The organism is Variovorax paradoxus (assembly GCF_022009635.1).
Taxonomy (GTDB): Bacteria; Pseudomonadota; Gammaproteobacteria; order Burkholderiales; family Burkholderiaceae_C; genus Variovorax.
Map to the genome: position 1 here is coordinate 5,427,938 of NZ_CP091716.1, position 15,114 is coordinate 5,443,051.

Here is a 15,114-nt window from a genome sequence, read left to right on the forward strand (position 1 = left end):
GGCCGCTCGGTATCGACCGGCTGTACGCATGGTTTCGTTCAATTCCGGAGGAAATTGGTAGATCGGTTCTCCTTCGCTTCGAGTGTTGTGCGCGCACGTCAAACATGCGCGAACGCAATGAGCAAAGGCTTTTGCGCGGCCCTTCAAATTTCTCCCAATTCGTTTGAAAAGATGTGCGCATGACGAAGACGGAACTCGCAGGAGTTGCGCAATCCTTGAAGTTCGAAGGAGCCTTACATGACCACTGCCTTGCATAAAGCCCCCGCCCGTCCCCTGCTCACGCTGGCCGGCCACGGGCACACCCAGACGGAAGCCGATGCGCATGCGCGCCGCTCGTTCTCCATCGACGACGCGCAGGCGAACAACACGGCGACCATGCTCGCCATGCAGCAGCTCACCAGCGCGTTCGGCCCCGCGTTCAGCCGCATGCACGTGCGGCAGGACTTCGTCATTCCCATGTACGAAGGCAGCGCCGTGCCCACGGCCCGCTTCGACGTGACCCTGGTGTGCGAGGCCGGCGTGTACCTGTTCGAGGTGAAGGGCTGGCGCAATGCGGTGGTCTACCGCAAGACCTCGGCGCGCGCGCTGCCGCGCTGGTTCCTGCGCCAGCACGACCACTCGCTGGCCCGCGAGGTGAAAGACCCCGCCTGGCAGTGCGGCCGCAAGACCACGCACCTGCGCAACCTGCTGCCGCCCGACCTGCGCGTGCAGTACTTCGTGCTGCTGCCCTGCGAGGGCGTCGAGCTCGAAGGCGTAATGCCCACCGCGGTGATCACGCCTCAAGACTTGCCGTACATCGCCCGCGTGGCGCGCAACAACGGGCGCAACGACCAGGGCTATCCGCTGCTGGACGACGCCGCGATCGACCGCACGCTGCGGCTGCTGGACGATCTGCAGGGCGACCTGACGCTGGCCGACCACATGCGCAACAGCCGCGAAAACGGCCGCGAAAAAAGCGCGCGCGTGCACGTGCGCCCCGCGCACCCCGGCGTGCTGAATCTTCAATGACGCGATGAGTCGCATCCTGTTGGTGGAGGAAGGCCGCGAGGCCGCGTCGGTGCTGCGCGAAGAACTGCACCATGCGGGCCATGAGATCGAGCATGTCGAGGACGGCGCGATTGCGCTGCACCGCATCCTGACCGAGCCGCCCGCGCTCACGCTTCTGGACGTGGCGCTGCCGCACGTGAGCGGGCTGCAGATCCTGGAGAAGGTCCGCGCGCGCAGCGACCATCCCATCATCATGCTGACGGCGCGCAGCGACGAGGCCGACCGGCTGCGCGGCTTCGAGCTGGGCGCGGACGACTACGTGTGCAAACCCTTCTCGCCGCGCGAGGTGGCGGTGCGCGTGCACGTGGTGCTGCGCCGCTATGCGCAGCGCCAGCGCGTGACGCGGCCGCAGGTGCCGATCACCTTCGGCGCGGTGCGCGGCTGCGCGATCCTCGACGGGCACTACCTGCCGCTCACGCGCCGAGAGTCGCTGCTGCTGCGCGCGCTGTCGCAAGAGCCCGGGCGCGTGCTCACCCGCTCGAAGCTGCTGGAGGCCGCCTTTCCCGAGGCGCTGGACGTGAACGAGCGTGTGGTCGACACGCACATCAAGAACCTGCGCAAGAAGCTCGCTACCGTCTCGGCGGCGCACGACTGGATCCGCTCGGTGTACGGCGTCGGCTTCTCATGGGAATCGCGGGCCCGGCAGGACGCCTGAAGCACGCCGGCTTCCTGGAACGCTCCTTTGCTCATGAAATCACGCTGGCGCGGCTGGCCGCTGCCGTCGATGGCGCTTTCGCTCATGCTCCTGCTGCACGCCCGCAGCGCCATCGCGCAGGAAACGCAGGAAAGCTGGATCGAAGCCCCCATGACGCTGCGGCGCACGCCGCAGCTGACCGAAACCATTCCGCAGGCCGAGCGCGGCATGCGCCCCAGCTTGGTGGACGGCGACCGCATTTCCGGCCGGCCCGATCTCGAGGTGGTGGTGGAAGGCGATGCGTCGCTGCGGCGCGGCGACACCCACGTCACCGCCGACCGCCTCACCTACCAGCCGCCCGGCGACCTCGCCACGGCCACCGGCAACGTGCACCTGAACCAGGGCGGCAACGTGTACGAAGGGCCCGAGCTGCACCTGAAGGTCGAGAGCTTCGAGGGCTTCTTCAACCACGTGCGCTACACGCTGCTGGAGACCGGCGCGCACGGCGAGGCCGAGCGCATCGACTTCGTCGACCCGAACGTTTCGGTGGCGCGGCATGCCACCTACACCACCTGCCTGCGCGAGAACTACGCCGGCTGGGTGCCCGCGTGGATGCTGAGCGCGGTGACGCTGACCACCGACAACGAGACCAACCTGGCCACCGCCACCGACGCGCGGATCAGCTTCCTGGGCCTGACCACGCCTTCGCTGCCGTCGGTGAGCTTTCCGCTGAACAACGCGCGCCAGAGCGGCCTGCTGCCGCCGGTGATCGGCTTCGACACCACCAACGGCTTCGAGTACCTGCAGCCCTACTACTGGAACATCGCGCCCAACCGCGACCTCACGCTGTACCCCGAGATCATGAGCAACCGCGGCGTGAACCTGGGCACCGAGTTCCGCTACCTCGAGAAGGACTACAGCGGCCAGATCCGCGTCGACGAGATGCCCAGCGATAGCCTGCGCGATCGCAACCGCTGGGGCCTGTGGGCCAAGCACGACCAGAAGCTGGACCCCAAGCCCTTCGGGCTCGATTCGCTGACCACCTCGTTCAACATCAACCGCGTGAGCGACGACGACTACTGGCGCGACTTCTCGCACACGCCCACGCTGACCTCGCGCCAGCTCACCAACGAGGCCGACCTGAACTGGACCAAGGGCGACTGGAGCGGGCAGGCGCGCACGCTCTCTTACCAGACGCTGCAATACGCGGCCTCGCCGATCACGCCCTCGTACAACCGCGTGCCGCAGGTCACTGCCAACTACAACAAGTACGACTGGCATGGCCTGGACGTGTCGGGCACGCTGGACTACACGCGCTTCCAGGTCGACTCGGCCTATGCGCCCACGCTCAACGGCATCAAGCAGCCCGATGGCGAGCGCGTGGTGGGCAACCTTCAGATCAGCCGGCCGTGGGTCGCGCCGGGTGGCTTCTTCATTCCGAAGCTGCTGCTGCATACCGCCTCCTACCAGCTCGCGTCGCCACTGGCGGACGGCCGCACCAGCATCACCAGCGTGGTGCCGACGGTGAGCCTGGACAGCGGGCTGGTGTTCGAGCGCGACACCAGCCTCTTCGGCAGCGCCTGGCGCCAGACGCTGGAGCCGCGCGCCTTCTACGTGCACACGCCCTACCGCGACCAGAGCCAGTTGCCGGTGTACGACACCGCCGCCAACGACGTGAGCTTTGCCACGCTCTATACCGAGAACGCGTTCTCGGGCAACGACCGTGTATCGGACACCAACACGCTCACCACCGGCGTGACGACGCGGCTGATCGACCCTGTGACCGGCGCGGAGTCGGCGCGCTTCGGCATCGCGCAGCGTTTTCGCTTCAGCGACCAGAACGTGACGCTGCCCGGCGGCACGGCCGTGACGGACCGTTCGGGCGACTTCATCCTGGGCGGGCAGGTGCACTGGAATCCGAAGTGGAGCATCGACGGCCTGGCGCAGTACAACATGGACACGGGCAAGTCGACACGCGACGCGCTCACGCTGCGCTACACGCCGGCGCAGTACCACACGCTCACCGCGGCCTTCCGCTACCAGGCGGACAGCACGACGACGGCGAACGACGGCACGAAGACGGTCGACTTCAACTGGCAGTGGCCGTTGAGCGACCTGACGGGCGGGCTGATGGGTGGCAAGTCGGCGGCGGACCCGGGGCGCTGGTATGCGGTGGGCCGGCTGAGCTACAGCCTGCACGATCGCGCGCTGTCGGACAGCCTGGTGGGCGCGGAGTACAACGCCTGCTGCTGGGTGGGCCGCATCGTGCTCGAGCGGCTGGTGACAGGCCGCGCCACGCCCGACACGCGGTTGATGTTCCAGATCCAGTTCAATGGCTTCGGCAACATCGGCTCGAATCCGACGAGCACGCTGCTGCAGAACATCCAGGGGTATCAGCCGCTGAACCAGTCTACGCAGCAGCCTAGCCGGTTTACGAACTACGACTGAGGGCTCTTGTCCAGGGCGCGTGCACAGGCCACCGGGTACTCCCCTCCGCGAATGTCCCCCGGCCTGCGGCCTCCTCCTTTATTTCGCTGCGGGGAGCACCCGGCGCCCTGCGCACAACGAGCGCCGTCGCTGCTTTGCTCGATTTGTTGGCGGTCGGCAGGACTTCATGCCGCGCGGATCGGCTATTTCGCGGAGTTCTTCTCTAGAGTGAATGCCCCTGTCACTCGGCACCCCACCAAGGGGAGAAGAAAGGCGCAACACACCCACTACACAGATGTTTGAAGGCTGCTTGCCTCGCGGCAGGTCGTCGGTGCGAAAGCAGCGATGCAAATGCGAGGTATCAAAAGGCGACGGCCGGGGTGTTACTAGCACCCCGACCGTCTAACCAAGTTCGTGCACTTACCTTGGAAGGAACCGCACAAAAATGGCTACCAAGACTATAGCCCGGCCTCGCACGCCGGTAGCTTCCGCAGAAACCGCCCAAGACCCGGCGGATCTTCTCGAAAACACACTCTCTCAGCTTGAAGCACTCCTGTGGGTCTGCCACGGGGAAGACATCGACTGGTGCAACGGGGATGGGCCTGGGCGATTGGACAACCTGCTCTGGCTTGCGGCTGAACTTGCTCGCAAGGCTGCAGAGCAGTTTCAGCTTAGCGAGAAAGCGCGGCGCGGGGCGGCGGCTTAAACCCAAACCCCACAGCCGCTGTCATCGTGCACAGGGCGCCGGGTGCTCCCCGCAGCGAAATAAAGGAGGAGGCCGAAGGCCGGGGGACATTCGCGGAGGGGAGTACCCGGTGGCCTGTGCACACCGGGCGCCGCTCTCATGCTCGCCGATCAAAAGGCGCGCTCAAAGATCGCGCCCTGAACAGCAGCCCCTCGAAAGATCAAGGCAGCAGTTCGAACTTCAGGTCCGCCAGCGGCGTGACCTTTTCTTCGCGCACCATCTTGTATTCGGTGTTCGGGCCCAGCCACTTGGCCCAGATGCGGTCGAGCTCGCCCGACTTCTCCAGCGCGTAGAGCGCGCCGTTCACCTTGGCCAGCAGCGCGGGCTCGTCCTTCTTCATGCCGATGCCCACGGGCTGCAGCACCATCGGGTCGGCGATCATCTTCAGCGCCACGCCGCCGGTCTTCGACTGGTTGACCAGCTTGGTGATGGTCATGGTGTTGGCCACCATGCCGACCGACTTGTTCTGCTGCACCGCCATGAAGGCCGAGCCCGTGTCCTGGAAGGTGACGGGCTCGGAGCCGTTCATCTTGATCGACATTTCCGAGGTGGAGCCCTTGGTCGAGCTCAGGCGCTTGCCCTTGAAGTCGGCCTTGGTCGTGCCGGGATCGGAGGCCTTCACGGCCAGCATTTCCTTGGCCACGTAGTACGGGTCGCTGAACTGGATCTGCTCGCCGCGGCTCTTGGTGTAGGCCAGGTTGGCGATGGTCACGTCGACGCGGCCGAGCTTGACTTCGGGCACACGCGCCTCCACAGACAGCGGCGTGATCTTGGCGACCAAGCCCAGCTCCTTGGCCACGGCATTGCACAGGTCCACGTCGTGGCCCACCATCTCGCGCGTCTTCGGGTCGGGCGCGGCGAACGGAGGCACGTCGGCGAAGGTGCCGCAGCGCAGCTCCTTGCGCTGGCTGATGTCGCTCCACTGGTCGGCGTGCGCCAGCAGGGACGCTGCGCCCAGACAAGCGCCGATGGTGGCGAGGCGGAAGACGGTCTTGTTCGACATGAAGAACTCCTGGAGGGATTGCGAAGAGCGAAGAAGTGAACGAACGAACGAACGGCGGCTGGAATCAGTGCGCGCGAAGGTCCGACAGGAAGCGCTGCGCGCGCGGATGCTGCGGACTGCGAAAGAAGGTCTCGGGGTCGGCCTTCTCCAGGATGCGGCCCGCGTCCATGAACCAGATGCGGTCGGCCACCTCGCGGGCGAAGTTCATCTCGTGGGTGACGCACATCATGGTCATGCCGTCGTGGGCCAGACCGCGCATGACCGACAGCACCTCGCCGACCATCTCGGGGTCGAGCGCGCTGGTGGGTTCGTCGAACAGCATGGCCGGCGGCTCCATGGCCAGCGCGCGGGCGATGGCCACGCGCTGCTGCTGGCCGCCCGACAGCTGTGCCGGATAGGCGCCCGCCTTGCTCGAAAGCCCCACGCGCTCGAGCAGCTGCCCGGCCTTGGTCTTCGCGTCGGCGCGCTTCACGCCGAGCACGCGCATCGGCGACAGCATGATGTTCTCCAGCACCGACAGGTGCGGGAACAGGTTGAAGCTCTGGAACACGAAGCCGATGCGGCTGCGCAGCCTGTTCAGCGCCGCGCTGCCCATGGGCGCGTGGATGTCGTGGCCGTCGAACAGCAGCTGGCCCGACTTCACTTCTTCCAGCCGGTTCACGGTGCGGATCAGCGTGGACTTGCCGGAGCCCGAAGGCCCGCAGACCACCACGACTTCGCCCTTTTTCACTTCGGCATTGATGTCGGCCAGCGCCTGGTAGTCGCCGTACCACTTGTTGATGTCGGAAAACAGGATCATGGTGTCGTCCTTGGGCGGCAGGGGGCGCCCCGCGGTAGGTGAAACGGGCGTGGTCATGGCAGGGTCGCCACCGTGGGTGCCGGGGTGGCGGGAGAGGTGGGCAGCGACGCGCCCTCCTCGGCCGGCTTCACCGGCGTGGCGCCGAGCCGCTTGTGGGCGATGCGCCGCTCCAGCCACTGCGCCAGCTGCGTGAGGCTGAAGCACACGACGTAGTACGTCAGCGCCAGGATGAAGAACACCTGGAACGGCTTGGTCAGCAGCTGGTTGTTGATCTGGTTGGCCGCGAAGGTGAGTTCCTGCACGTTGATCACGTAGCCCAGCGTGGTCTCCTTGATGGTGGAGATGAACTGGCTCAGCATGCTGGGCAGCATGTTGTAGAGCGCCTGCGGCAGGATCACGAACCACATGGTGCCCAGGTGGCTGTGGCCGAGCGCGCGCGCCGCCTCGCTCTGCCCCTTGGGCAGCGAGAGGATGCCGGCGCGCACCACCTCCGACAGGTAGGCGCCTTCGTAGATCACCAGCGTGCACAGCATGGTGGTGAAGCCCGACACCTCGCGCCCGATGAGGATCGGCACGAGAAAGTAGACCCACAGAATCACCATGAGCAGCGGCACGCCGCGCACCACGTACACCAGCACGGTGGCGGGCCAGCGCAGCAGCCGCCAGGGCGACAACCGTGCCAGCGCCAGCAGCACCGACAGCGGAAAGGCCAGCACGATGCCCAGCACCGACAGGATCAGGGTGGCGACGATGCCGCCGAGCGGGCCGCTCGGGTACTGGCCGACCAGCAGCAGCAACCAGTTGTCGCGAAGAATTTCGTAGACGCTGTACATCGTGATGTCTCGGCTATTTTTTTATCTTGCACCGACGATGCGGTAGCGCCGCGACAACCATCCGCCCACGGCCATGATGAGCAGCGAGCACACCAGGTACAGCACCGTGGCCACGCTGTAGGCCTCGAAGGTGCGAAAGCTCTGGCTCTCGATTTCCTTCACCGCGTGCGTGAGCTCGGCCACGCCGATGGCCATGGCCAAACTGCTGTTCTTGAAGAGCGACACGCTGTGGTTCACCAGCGCCGGCACCGCGTTGCGGATGGCCTGCGGCAGCATCACGAAGCGCATGGAGCCGATGTAGCCGTGGCCCAGCGCGCGCGCGGCCTCGGCCTGCCCGGCGGGAATGGCGCGCAGGCCGGAGCGCATGTCTTCGCTGAAGTAGGCGGCCTGGCACAGGCCCAGCGCGACGATCGACAGCAGCGTCTCCGCGTTGTGCGCCGACAGCCAGCGCTGCAGCGCGTCGGGCAGCACGCTGAAGATGCCGAAGTACCAGAACATGAGCTGCACCAGCGTGGGCACATTGCGGTGGTAGGAGACATAGCCGGCCACCACGCGCTCGGCGATGCGGTTCGGCGTGAGCCGCACCACCAGCAGCAGCACGGCCATGGCCATGGCCAGCAGCCACGAGCCCGCCGCGATCTTCAGCGTCTCCTGCAGACCGTGCAGCAGCATGTCGCCGAACTCCGGTTTCAGCAGGATCGCCAGCAGGTCGAAGTCCTTCATGCGCTGTTCCTTTGTTGCGTGACGTGCATCGGCCCGGGGCTCAGTCGCGCGGCGTTTCCGGCCGCGTGGTCGACAGGCCGCCCGGCACTTGCAGCGTGGGCGTGATTTCCATGTGGCCCACGTTCACCGCGATGGGCGCGGCAATGGCGAAGGCGATGGCGTTGGCGATGTCTTCGGCCTGCGGCAGTTCGTAGCCTTCGACGAAGCGCTTGTAGGTTTCCTCGGAGTCGCCGTGCACGTGCGCGAAGATGTCGGTGGCCACGCGCCCCGGGCAGATCTCGGTGACGCGCACGCGCTTGCCGAAGCAGTCGATGCGCAGCTGGCGCGACAGCATGCTCACCGCCGCCTTGGTCGCGTGGTAGGTGCTGTTGCCGCCGAAGTTGTAGGCGGCCGCAATGGAGCTGATGTTGACCACGTGGCCGCGGTCGCGCGCCGCCATGCCGGGCACCACGAGCCGGCACAGGTGCAGCACCGCGCGCAGGTTGACGTCCACCAGCAGGTCGATGCCTTCGGCGTCGGCCTTGAGGATGGAGCCGGGGCGGTCCACGCCGGCGTTGTTGACCAGCACGTCGAACTCCACTTCCTGCGCGAGGCGGGTGATGCCCGCGAGGTCGCTCACGTCGATGGCGTGCGCGATGCAGCCGGTGCGCGCGGCCAGGTCGGCCAGCTTGTCGGCGCTGCGCGCCAGTGCGTGGACCTTCAGGCCTTCCTTGCTGAGGCGTTCGACGACGGCGGCGCCGATGCCCGATGAGGCTCCAGTCACCAGCGCGGTCTTGTAGTCGGAAAAAGGCATCTCGAGTTCTTTCGTAAAGGGGCAGATGACTGCCTTGGAATTCACTGTAGCCAGCGCCTGTTCGCTGCGCCAAGACGGATTGACTGTGGAGCGATAAGCCCCCCTTATGTCGCCCGCGATCTGTGCATATGGGTAAGGGTTAGCACCATGTTCGTGCCCCGATGCATCAGTTCGATTGCCTGGAGATGGGCACGATGCGCCCCGCCTGCTCGACCACGCCACGCACGGCGCGGGCCAGCTCGACGGCGCCGGGCGTGTCGCCGTGCAGCAGGATCGAATGCACGCGCATCGGGATCTTCTTGCCGGTGCTGCTGGTGACGGTGCCGTCCTCCAGAAGCTGGCGCACGCGCGCCAGCACCGCCTCGCGCTCGTGGATCACGGCGCCGGGCAGCTTGCGAGGCACGAGCAGGCCGTCGTCGCCGCAGGCGCGGTCGGCCAGGAAGGTGGTGCGCACGCGCAGGCCGCAGCGCTCGGCGGCGCCTTCGATGGCGCGGCTGGCGGAGGTGCTGACGGTGAGCGAGGGGTCGAAGTCGGCCACGGCGCGCACCAGCGGCTCGGCCAGCGCGGCGTCGGCCGCGGCCATGTTGCCGAGCGCGCCGTGGAAGCTCATGTGCGTCATGCGGTGGCCTGCCGTGCGCGCCATGCCGGCGAGCGCGCTGAGCTGGTAGAGCACGTAAGAGACCAGTTCTTTTGTCTCGATCTGCATCTGCCGGCGGCCGAAGCCCATCAGGTCGGGAAAGCCCACGTGCGCGCCGACATCGACGCCGCGCTGGCGCGCCATGCGAACGGTGCGGTCCATGATGACCGGATCGCCGGCGTGGAAGCCGCAGGCGACATTGGCGGAAGAGACGATGTCGAGCAGGGCTTCGTCCTCGCCCATGCGCCAGGGGCCGAAGCCTTCACCGAGGTCTGCGTTCAGGTCGATGTCCATGGGAGGTCCTTCTCTTTCTCTCTTCGGGTCAGAGGGGGTGCAGGTCGATGAGTACCGTGCCGTAACCGACGGCAGCACCGTTTGCCACGTGGATGGCATCGACGATGCCTGTCTGGGGTGCGGTCACAGGCAGCAGGAGCGGGCCGATGTTCAGGAGCCCGATGACCTGGCCGGGGTTCACGCGCTGGCCCACGCTCGCAAGGGCGGCTGGGGCGGACGGGTGGCTGTGCAGGTAGGTGCCGACAGAAGGAGCCTTGACTTGCACGCTCTCTGTTTCTTCTGTTTCTTCTTCGGGCAGTTCGACGATGTTGTCGCCTTGCCTGCCCAGGCGCAGGGTGCCGGTTGGTGTGCGCAGCTCGAGCAGGCCGATGTCGGTGTTCGCCAACCAGGCGGCTAGTTCTGGTGCACGCAGTGCTGTGTCCTGCATTTTTCAGGCCTTCGCTTTTTCTTTGTGGTCTTGTTCGGGGCGGTGCACAGGCCGCGCGACTGGCTTGCGACGGATCAACGAGCGCTCCGATCGAAGGTCACGCTTCGAACAAGAGAACTCAAACACGAGGCGCCCCCCGATGAAGGGCCACCACACGCGCCACCTTGTCGAGCCACGCACGCACTTCGTCGAGCGCGTCCAGGGCTTCGTCCCATGTGGTCTCGATGAAGCGCATGCGGCTGCCGATGGGGGCCTGGCCGAGGCGCCACATGTCGGCCTCGATCACGGTGCCGAATTTGGGGTAACCACCGGAGGGCTGGGCGTCGCGCATCTGGATGATGGGCTGGCCGCTGTGAGGCACCTGGATGACGCCGGGCACGATGCCGTGGGAGCGCAGTTCCATCGGTGCGATGGGCCGCAGCGCCTCGCCGTCGAGCCTGTAGCCGTAGCGGTCGCTTTGCGGCGTGATCTTCCATTCGCCGGACCAGAAGGCATCGCGCGACGCCGGTTCGAAGGCCATGTATTCAGCCGCGGGCAGCACGCGCACGGCCGCCACGCCGTCGCGCGCCAGCGGCAGCGCGAGCGCGGGCGGCACCAGGCCGAAACCGGTGCGGCTGGCAGTACCGGCGCCGGCGGCGCGCAGCACGTCGCCGCGCTGCAATGCGCGCCCTTCATGGCCGCCGAATGCACCGCGCAGCTGGGTGCTGCGCGAGCCCAGCACCTCGGGCACGTCGATGCCGCCGGCCACGCAGAGCATGGCGCGGCTGCCGCGCTGCGCGCCGCCTTGCGGCAGGCCGAGCGTGAGCACCTGGCCGGCGCGCGCCTGGTGCACCCACCAGGGCATGAGCGGCTGCTCGTCGAGCCTGGCGGCGCAGTCGGCGCCGGTGAGCGCGAAGGCGCAGTCTTCGCCGAAGCGCACCTTGAACGGGAACACCGGCACCTCGATGGCGGCTGCGCCCAGCGCATTGCCCAGCAGCAGGTTGCCGGCGGCCAGCGCCAGGTTGTCCATGGCGCCCGAGGTGCCCACGCCCCAGCGCAGGCTGCCGGTGCGGCCCAGGTCCTGCACGGTGGCCAGGGCGGCGGACGAAAGGATTTCGATCATCGGACGATGCCCTCCACGCGGAAGCGGATCATGTCGCCCGGCTGCAGCATCGCAGGCGGGTCTTGCGCGGGGTCGAAGAACACCATCGACGTGCTGCCGATGGTGTTCCAGCCGCTGGGGCCGGCCGACGCCGACACGCCGGTCTGCGCGCCACCGATCGACACCGCGCCGCCGGGAATGCGCAGCACCGGCACCTTGCGGCGCGGCGTGGCGATGCGCGCGTCCATCCCGCCCAGGTAGCAGTAGCCGGGATGGCTGCCCAGCGCGTACACAGGATAGAGCGGCGCGGAGTGCAGCTCGACGATGGCGTCGATGCTCAGGCCGGTGTGCGCCACCACGTCGGCCATGTGCGGGCCGCCCTCGCCGCCGTACACCACCGGCAGCTCGACCACGCGGCCTTCGCGCTTCAGGGCAGTGGCAGCGCTCCAGGCCTCGCACAGGCGGGTGCGCAGCGCGTCGAGCTGGCGCGGCGCGCGCGTGAAGGTGAGCATGAGGTTGTTCATGCCGGGCACGGCCTCGCGCACTTCGGGCCAGGTTTCGGCCTCGTGCGCGAGCGCCCAGATGCGCTGCTGCGACGGCAGGCTCATGTCGCCGGGCGCCTCGAAGAGCAGCGCGGTGGTGCCCAGGAGGCTGGTGGATGGTGCCTGCGTGCTCATGCCGCGCTCCTTTGCTGCAGCCAGCGTTCGAGATGGTGGATGTCGACGCCGCCGGCTGCGAAACCTTCGTCCTGCAGCAGCGCGCGGTGCAGCGGCACGTTGGTGGCGATGCCGTCCACGCGCGTCTCGGCCAGTGCCAGGCGCATGCGTTCCAGCGCGTCGGCACGCGTGCTTCCATGAACGATGAGCTTGGCGATCATCGAGTCGTAGTAAGGCGGCACGCGGTAGCCGGCGCCGGCATGCGAATCGACGCGCACGCCGAAGCCGCCGGGCACCTGCCAGCCGGTGATGCGCCCCGGCGCGGGCGCGAAGGTGTCGGGGTTCTCGGCGTTGATGCGGCACTCGACGGCATGCCCCTGGCAGCGCACGTCGGCCTGCGCGATCGTCAGGCGCTCGCCGCGCGCCATGCGCAACTGCTGCTGCACGATGTCGATGCCGGTGGTCATCTCGGTCACCGGGTGCTCCACCTGCAGGCGCGTGTTCATCTCGATGAAGTAGAAGGCGCCCTTCTCGTACAGGAACTCGAAGGTGCCCACGCCGCAGTAGCCGATCTGCCGGCACGCGGCGGCGCAGCGCTCGCCTACCTCGGCCATCAGCGCGTCGTCGATGCCGGGCGCGGGCGCTTCTTCGATCACCTTCTGGTGGCGGCGCTGCAATGAGCAGTCGCGGCTGCCCAGCCACACGGCGTTGCCGTGGCTGTCGGCCAGCACCTGGATCTCTACATGGCGCGGATGCAGCAGGAACTTCTCGATGTAGACCTCGGGGTTGCCGAAGGCCTGGCGCGCTTCCTCGCGCGTGAGGGCCATGGCGTCGAGCAGCGCGGCTTCTTCGTGCACCACGCGCATGCCGCGCCCGCCGCCGCCGCCCGCAGCCTTCACGATGACCGGGTAGCCGATGTCGCGCGCCAGCGCCAGCACGGCGGCGGGGTCGTCGGGCAGCGGCTCGTCGGGGCCGGGCACGCAGGGCACGCCGGCCTTGCGCATTGCGCGCTTGGCCGAGACCTTGTCGCCCATGGTGCCGATGCAGGCGGCGCTGGGGCCCACGAACGCCAGGCCGGCCTCTTCGCAGCGGGCGGCGAAGCCCGCGTTCTCGGAAAGGAAGCCGTAGCCGGGATGGATCGCCTGCGCGCCGCTCACTTCGGCGGCGAACAGGATGGCGGACTGGTTCAGGTAGCTCAGGCCTGGCGCGGCCGGCCCGATGCACAGCGCCTGGTCGGCCTGCGCCACGTACACGGCGTCGCGGTCGGCCTCGGAGTGCACGGCCACGGTGCGCAGGCCCAGGCCACGGCAGGCGCGCTGGATGCGCAGTGCGATTTCGCCGCGGTTGGCGATGAGCACGGTGTCGAACATCGCGTGTGCCTCCTCAATCGAAGCGGAACAGGGGCTGGCCCGCTTCCACTTCCTGGCCCGATTGCACGAGCACCTGCCGCAGCGTGCCGGCACGCTCCGCGCGGACCTCGTTGAACATCTTCATGGCCTCGATCACGCACAGCAGCTGGCCGGCTTCCACGGCCTGGCCCGGCTGCACGAAGGGCGGCTCGCCCGGTGCCGACTGAAGATGCGCCACGCCGTGCAGCGGCGCGAGGCATTCGCCGCTGTCGGCGGGCACGGCCGACGCCTGCGCTTCGTGTGCCCTTGATGGCGCCTTGCGCGCGGCGGACGGCTTTCGCGCGGCGGCTGTGGGCACACCGGCCAGCGCCGACAGCTTCACCAGCCGCAGCGTGCTGCCGTTCTCGCTGAACTCCAGCTCCGCCAGGTCCGATGCGGCCAGGGCGTCGATGAGTGTCTTGATCTGTTCCTGCTTCATGCCGAAGGCTGTGGTGGCCGACGCGCTCCGCGAGCACGTGACGGCATGCATGAAAGGTAACGGGCCGCGGGCACAAAGCCCAAGACGGATTGGCTGTGCCGGGATAAGGCCGGCTTATGACAGTGCGGAGAGCTCCGGCTCGGGCGTCGACGCCACGGTGCCCGCGAGGTCCACCACCAGCTCGAGCAGGATGTCCTTCACCGCCTGCGCGGGCTCCGAGAGCGGCAGGTGGTCGGACTGGCACAGCGCCAGCGGCGCCTCGATGACCGGGTCGACGATGGGGAATTGCCAGGCGCCGCAGGTCGCGACCACTTCGCGCGCCATCGACGCCGGCAGGATGGTGGCGCCCAGCCCGTCGGCAATGGCCGCCGTGAGGGTGAAGGCCGATTCGATCTCCGCCACCACGCGCGGCACCATGCCCGCGCGCACGAAGGCGGCGTCGACCAGCTTGCGCACCACGTTGTAGGGGCGCGGCAGGAAGAGTTCGATGTCGCGCAGGTCGGCCAGCTTCACCGGCTGCGAAGGCGCCGGCATCGACGCCGGGCCGACCAGGAACAGCGGCTCCTTGAGCAGCGGCAGGAACGTGAGTCCGTGGATGGCCTTGTCGCCGTACAGCACGGCCAGGTCCATGCGGCCGTTCATGATGAGCTCGCTGAGCGTGGTGCCGTAGTTCTCGTTCAGGTAGAGCAGGATGCCCGGATGCCGCGCGCGCACGGTGCGCAGCAGCGGCAGCGACAGCGCCGAGGCGGCCGTGCCGGGCGCAAGCCCCACCGACACCTGGCCAGAGAGGCCTTCGCCGGCGGCTTCCATGTCGACGCGGGCCTGCTCGCACTGGCGCAGGATGATCTGCGCATGGCGGTAGAGCACCTTGCCGGCCTCGGTGGGCGTCACGCCGCGCTTGGTGCGCACGAGCAATTGCTGGCGCACCTCGCCCTCGAGCGTGGCCAGTTGCTGGCTCAGCGCAGGTTGGGCAATGAAAAGAACCTCGGCCGCCTGCGTCAGGCTGCCGATGTCCACGATCTTCACGAAATATTTGAGGCGTCGCAGGTTCACGCCTTGTCCCCAAGCAAAAGCCAAGCCTAGCATCGCGTTTGCGTGGCGGATATGAGGGCTCACCATGAGTCATAAGCTGCGCCTATACGACCAGTGCAATCTCGTCTTGGCCTCGCGGGAGCGATGTGCGTACCG

Annotated in this window: 15 protein-coding genes; 3 read left to right on the top strand and 12 right to left on the bottom strand. The window is 67.6% G+C overall.

The window, feature by feature from the left end; translation table 11 throughout:
* Positions 1–237: 237 nt before the first annotated feature.
* Genes L3V85_RS25125 through L3V85_RS25135 form a run of 3 tightly spaced genes read left to right on the top strand, consistent with a single transcriptional unit; the run spans position 238 to position 4,129 of the window.
* Positions 238–1,008, top strand: coding sequence for a nuclease-related domain-containing protein (locus L3V85_RS25125; protein ID WP_237675396.1), 771 nt, complete (start codon positions 238–240; stop codon positions 1,006–1,008).
* A 4-nt stretch (positions 1,009–1,012) separates the two neighbouring features.
* The gene (locus tag L3V85_RS25130) at positions 1,013–1,702 is read left to right on the top strand and encodes a response regulator transcription factor (RefSeq protein ID WP_237675397.1); all 690 of its coding nucleotides are present in this window, start codon (positions 1,013–1,015) and stop codon (positions 1,700–1,702) included.
* Positions 1,703–1,735: 33 nt separating this feature from the next.
* On the top strand, positions 1,736–4,129 hold the full coding sequence (locus tag L3V85_RS25135; RefSeq protein WP_237675398.1) for an LPS-assembly protein LptD: 2,394 nt from the start codon (positions 1,736–1,738) through the stop codon (positions 4,127–4,129).
* Positions 4,130–5,013: 884 nt separating this feature from the next.
* Here L3V85_RS25135 and L3V85_RS25140 read toward each other — a convergent pair.
* The 12 genes from L3V85_RS25140 to nac form a co-directional block, all read right to left on the bottom strand.
* A complete protein-coding gene (locus L3V85_RS25140) occupies positions 5,014–5,856 on the bottom strand; it encodes an ABC transporter substrate-binding protein (protein WP_237675399.1) in 843 nt (280 codons plus the stop codon).
* A 64-nt stretch (positions 5,857–5,920) separates the two neighbouring features.
* The gene (locus tag L3V85_RS25145; protein WP_237680645.1) at positions 5,921–6,655 is read right to left on the bottom strand and encodes an amino acid ABC transporter ATP-binding protein; all 735 of its coding nucleotides are present in this window, start codon (positions 6,653–6,655) and stop codon (positions 5,921–5,923) included.
* 53 nt (positions 6,656–6,708) lie between these two features.
* Entirely contained in the window at positions 6,709–7,488 is a 780-nt protein-coding gene (locus L3V85_RS25150; RefSeq protein WP_237675400.1) for an amino acid ABC transporter permease, read from the bottom strand.
* 21 nt (positions 7,489–7,509) lie between these two features.
* A complete protein-coding gene (locus L3V85_RS25155; RefSeq protein WP_237675401.1) occupies positions 7,510–8,211 on the bottom strand; it encodes an amino acid ABC transporter permease in 702 nt (233 codons plus the stop codon).
* A gap of 40 nt (positions 8,212–8,251) precedes the next feature.
* The gene (locus L3V85_RS25160; RefSeq protein WP_237675402.1) at positions 8,252–9,004 is read right to left on the bottom strand and encodes an SDR family oxidoreductase; all 753 of its coding nucleotides are present in this window, start codon (positions 9,002–9,004) and stop codon (positions 8,252–8,254) included.
* A 166-nt stretch (positions 9,005–9,170) separates the two neighbouring features.
* Positions 9,171–9,935 carry a LamB/YcsF family protein gene (locus L3V85_RS25165; protein ID WP_237675403.1) on the bottom strand — a complete coding sequence of 255 codons (765 nt, stop codon included), beginning with the start codon at positions 9,933–9,935 and terminating at the stop codon, positions 9,171–9,173.
* A 28-nt stretch (positions 9,936–9,963) separates the two neighbouring features.
* Positions 9,964–10,362 (bottom strand): acetyl-CoA carboxylase biotin carboxyl carrier protein, encoded by a 399-nt coding sequence (locus L3V85_RS25170; protein WP_237675404.1) that lies wholly within the window; start codon positions 10,360–10,362, stop codon positions 9,964–9,966.
* Positions 10,363–10,480: 118 nt separating this feature from the next.
* Positions 10,481–11,464 (bottom strand): biotin-dependent carboxyltransferase family protein, encoded by a 984-nt coding sequence (locus tag L3V85_RS25175; RefSeq protein WP_237675405.1) that lies wholly within the window; start codon positions 11,462–11,464, stop codon positions 10,481–10,483.
* Positions 11,461–12,120 (bottom strand): 5-oxoprolinase subunit PxpB, encoded by a 660-nt coding sequence (gene pxpB / locus L3V85_RS25180; protein ID WP_237675406.1) that lies wholly within the window; start codon positions 12,118–12,120, stop codon positions 11,461–11,463. Before pxpB ends, L3V85_RS25175 begins: the two co-directional genes overlap by 4 nt.
* Positions 12,117–13,469 (bottom strand): acetyl-CoA carboxylase biotin carboxylase subunit, encoded by a 1,353-nt coding sequence (gene accC / locus L3V85_RS25185; RefSeq protein ID WP_237675407.1) that lies wholly within the window; start codon positions 13,467–13,469, stop codon positions 12,117–12,119. The genes pxpB and accC overlap by 4 nt, the downstream gene beginning before the upstream one ends.
* Positions 13,470–13,482: 13 nt before the next feature.
* The gene (locus L3V85_RS25190; RefSeq protein ID WP_237675408.1) at positions 13,483–13,926 is read right to left on the bottom strand and encodes an acetyl-CoA carboxylase biotin carboxyl carrier protein; all 444 of its coding nucleotides are present in this window, start codon (positions 13,924–13,926) and stop codon (positions 13,483–13,485) included.
* Positions 13,927–14,040: 114 nt separating this feature from the next.
* The gene (gene nac, locus L3V85_RS25195) at positions 14,041–14,979 is read right to left on the bottom strand and encodes a nitrogen assimilation transcriptional regulator NAC (protein WP_237675409.1); all 939 of its coding nucleotides are present in this window, start codon (positions 14,977–14,979) and stop codon (positions 14,041–14,043) included.
* Positions 14,980–15,114 lie beyond the last annotated feature (135 nt).

Excerpts from the sequence above, each read along its gene's own strand:
- L3V85_RS25150 (WP_237675400.1), bottom strand. The coding sequence starts at position 7,488 with ATGTACAGCGTCTACGAAATTCTTCGCGACAACTGGTTGCTGCTGCTG.
- pxpB (WP_237675406.1), bottom strand. The coding sequence starts at position 12,120 with ATGAGCACGCAGGCACCATCCACCAGCCTCCTGGGCACCACCGCGCTG.
- L3V85_RS25140 (WP_237675399.1), bottom strand. The coding sequence starts at position 5,856 with ATGTCGAACAAGACCGTCTTCCGCCTCGCCACCATCGGCGCTTGTCTG.
- L3V85_RS25125 (WP_237675396.1), top strand. The coding sequence starts at position 238 with ATGACCACTGCCTTGCATAAAGCCCCCGCCCGTCCCCTGCTCACGCTG.
- L3V85_RS25175 (WP_237675405.1), bottom strand. The coding sequence starts at position 11,464 with ATGATCGAAATCCTTTCGTCCGCCGCCCTGGCCACCGTGCAGGACCTG.
- L3V85_RS25135 (WP_237675398.1), top strand. The coding sequence starts at position 1,736 with ATGAAATCACGCTGGCGCGGCTGGCCGCTGCCGTCGATGGCGCTTTCG.
- L3V85_RS25130 (WP_237675397.1), top strand. The coding sequence starts at position 1,013 with ATGAGTCGCATCCTGTTGGTGGAGGAAGGCCGCGAGGCCGCGTCGGTG.
- L3V85_RS25170 (WP_237675404.1), bottom strand. The coding sequence starts at position 10,362 with ATGCAGGACACAGCACTGCGTGCACCAGAACTAGCCGCCTGGTTGGCG.
- L3V85_RS25190 (WP_237675408.1), bottom strand. The coding sequence starts at position 13,926 with ATGAAGCAGGAACAGATCAAGACACTCATCGACGCCCTGGCCGCATCG.
- L3V85_RS25155 (WP_237675401.1), bottom strand. The coding sequence starts at position 8,211 with ATGAAGGACTTCGACCTGCTGGCGATCCTGCTGAAACCGGAGTTCGGC.
- L3V85_RS25160 (WP_237675402.1), bottom strand. The coding sequence starts at position 9,004 with ATGCCTTTTTCCGACTACAAGACCGCGCTGGTGACTGGAGCCTCATCG.
- L3V85_RS25145 (WP_237680645.1), bottom strand. The coding sequence starts at position 6,655 with ATGATCCTGTTTTCCGACATCAACAAGTGGTACGGCGACTACCAGGCG.
- L3V85_RS25165 (WP_237675403.1), bottom strand. The coding sequence starts at position 9,935 with ATGGACATCGACCTGAACGCAGACCTCGGTGAAGGCTTCGGCCCCTGG.
- accC (WP_237675407.1), bottom strand. The coding sequence starts at position 13,469 with ATGTTCGACACCGTGCTCATCGCCAACCGCGGCGAAATCGCACTGCGC.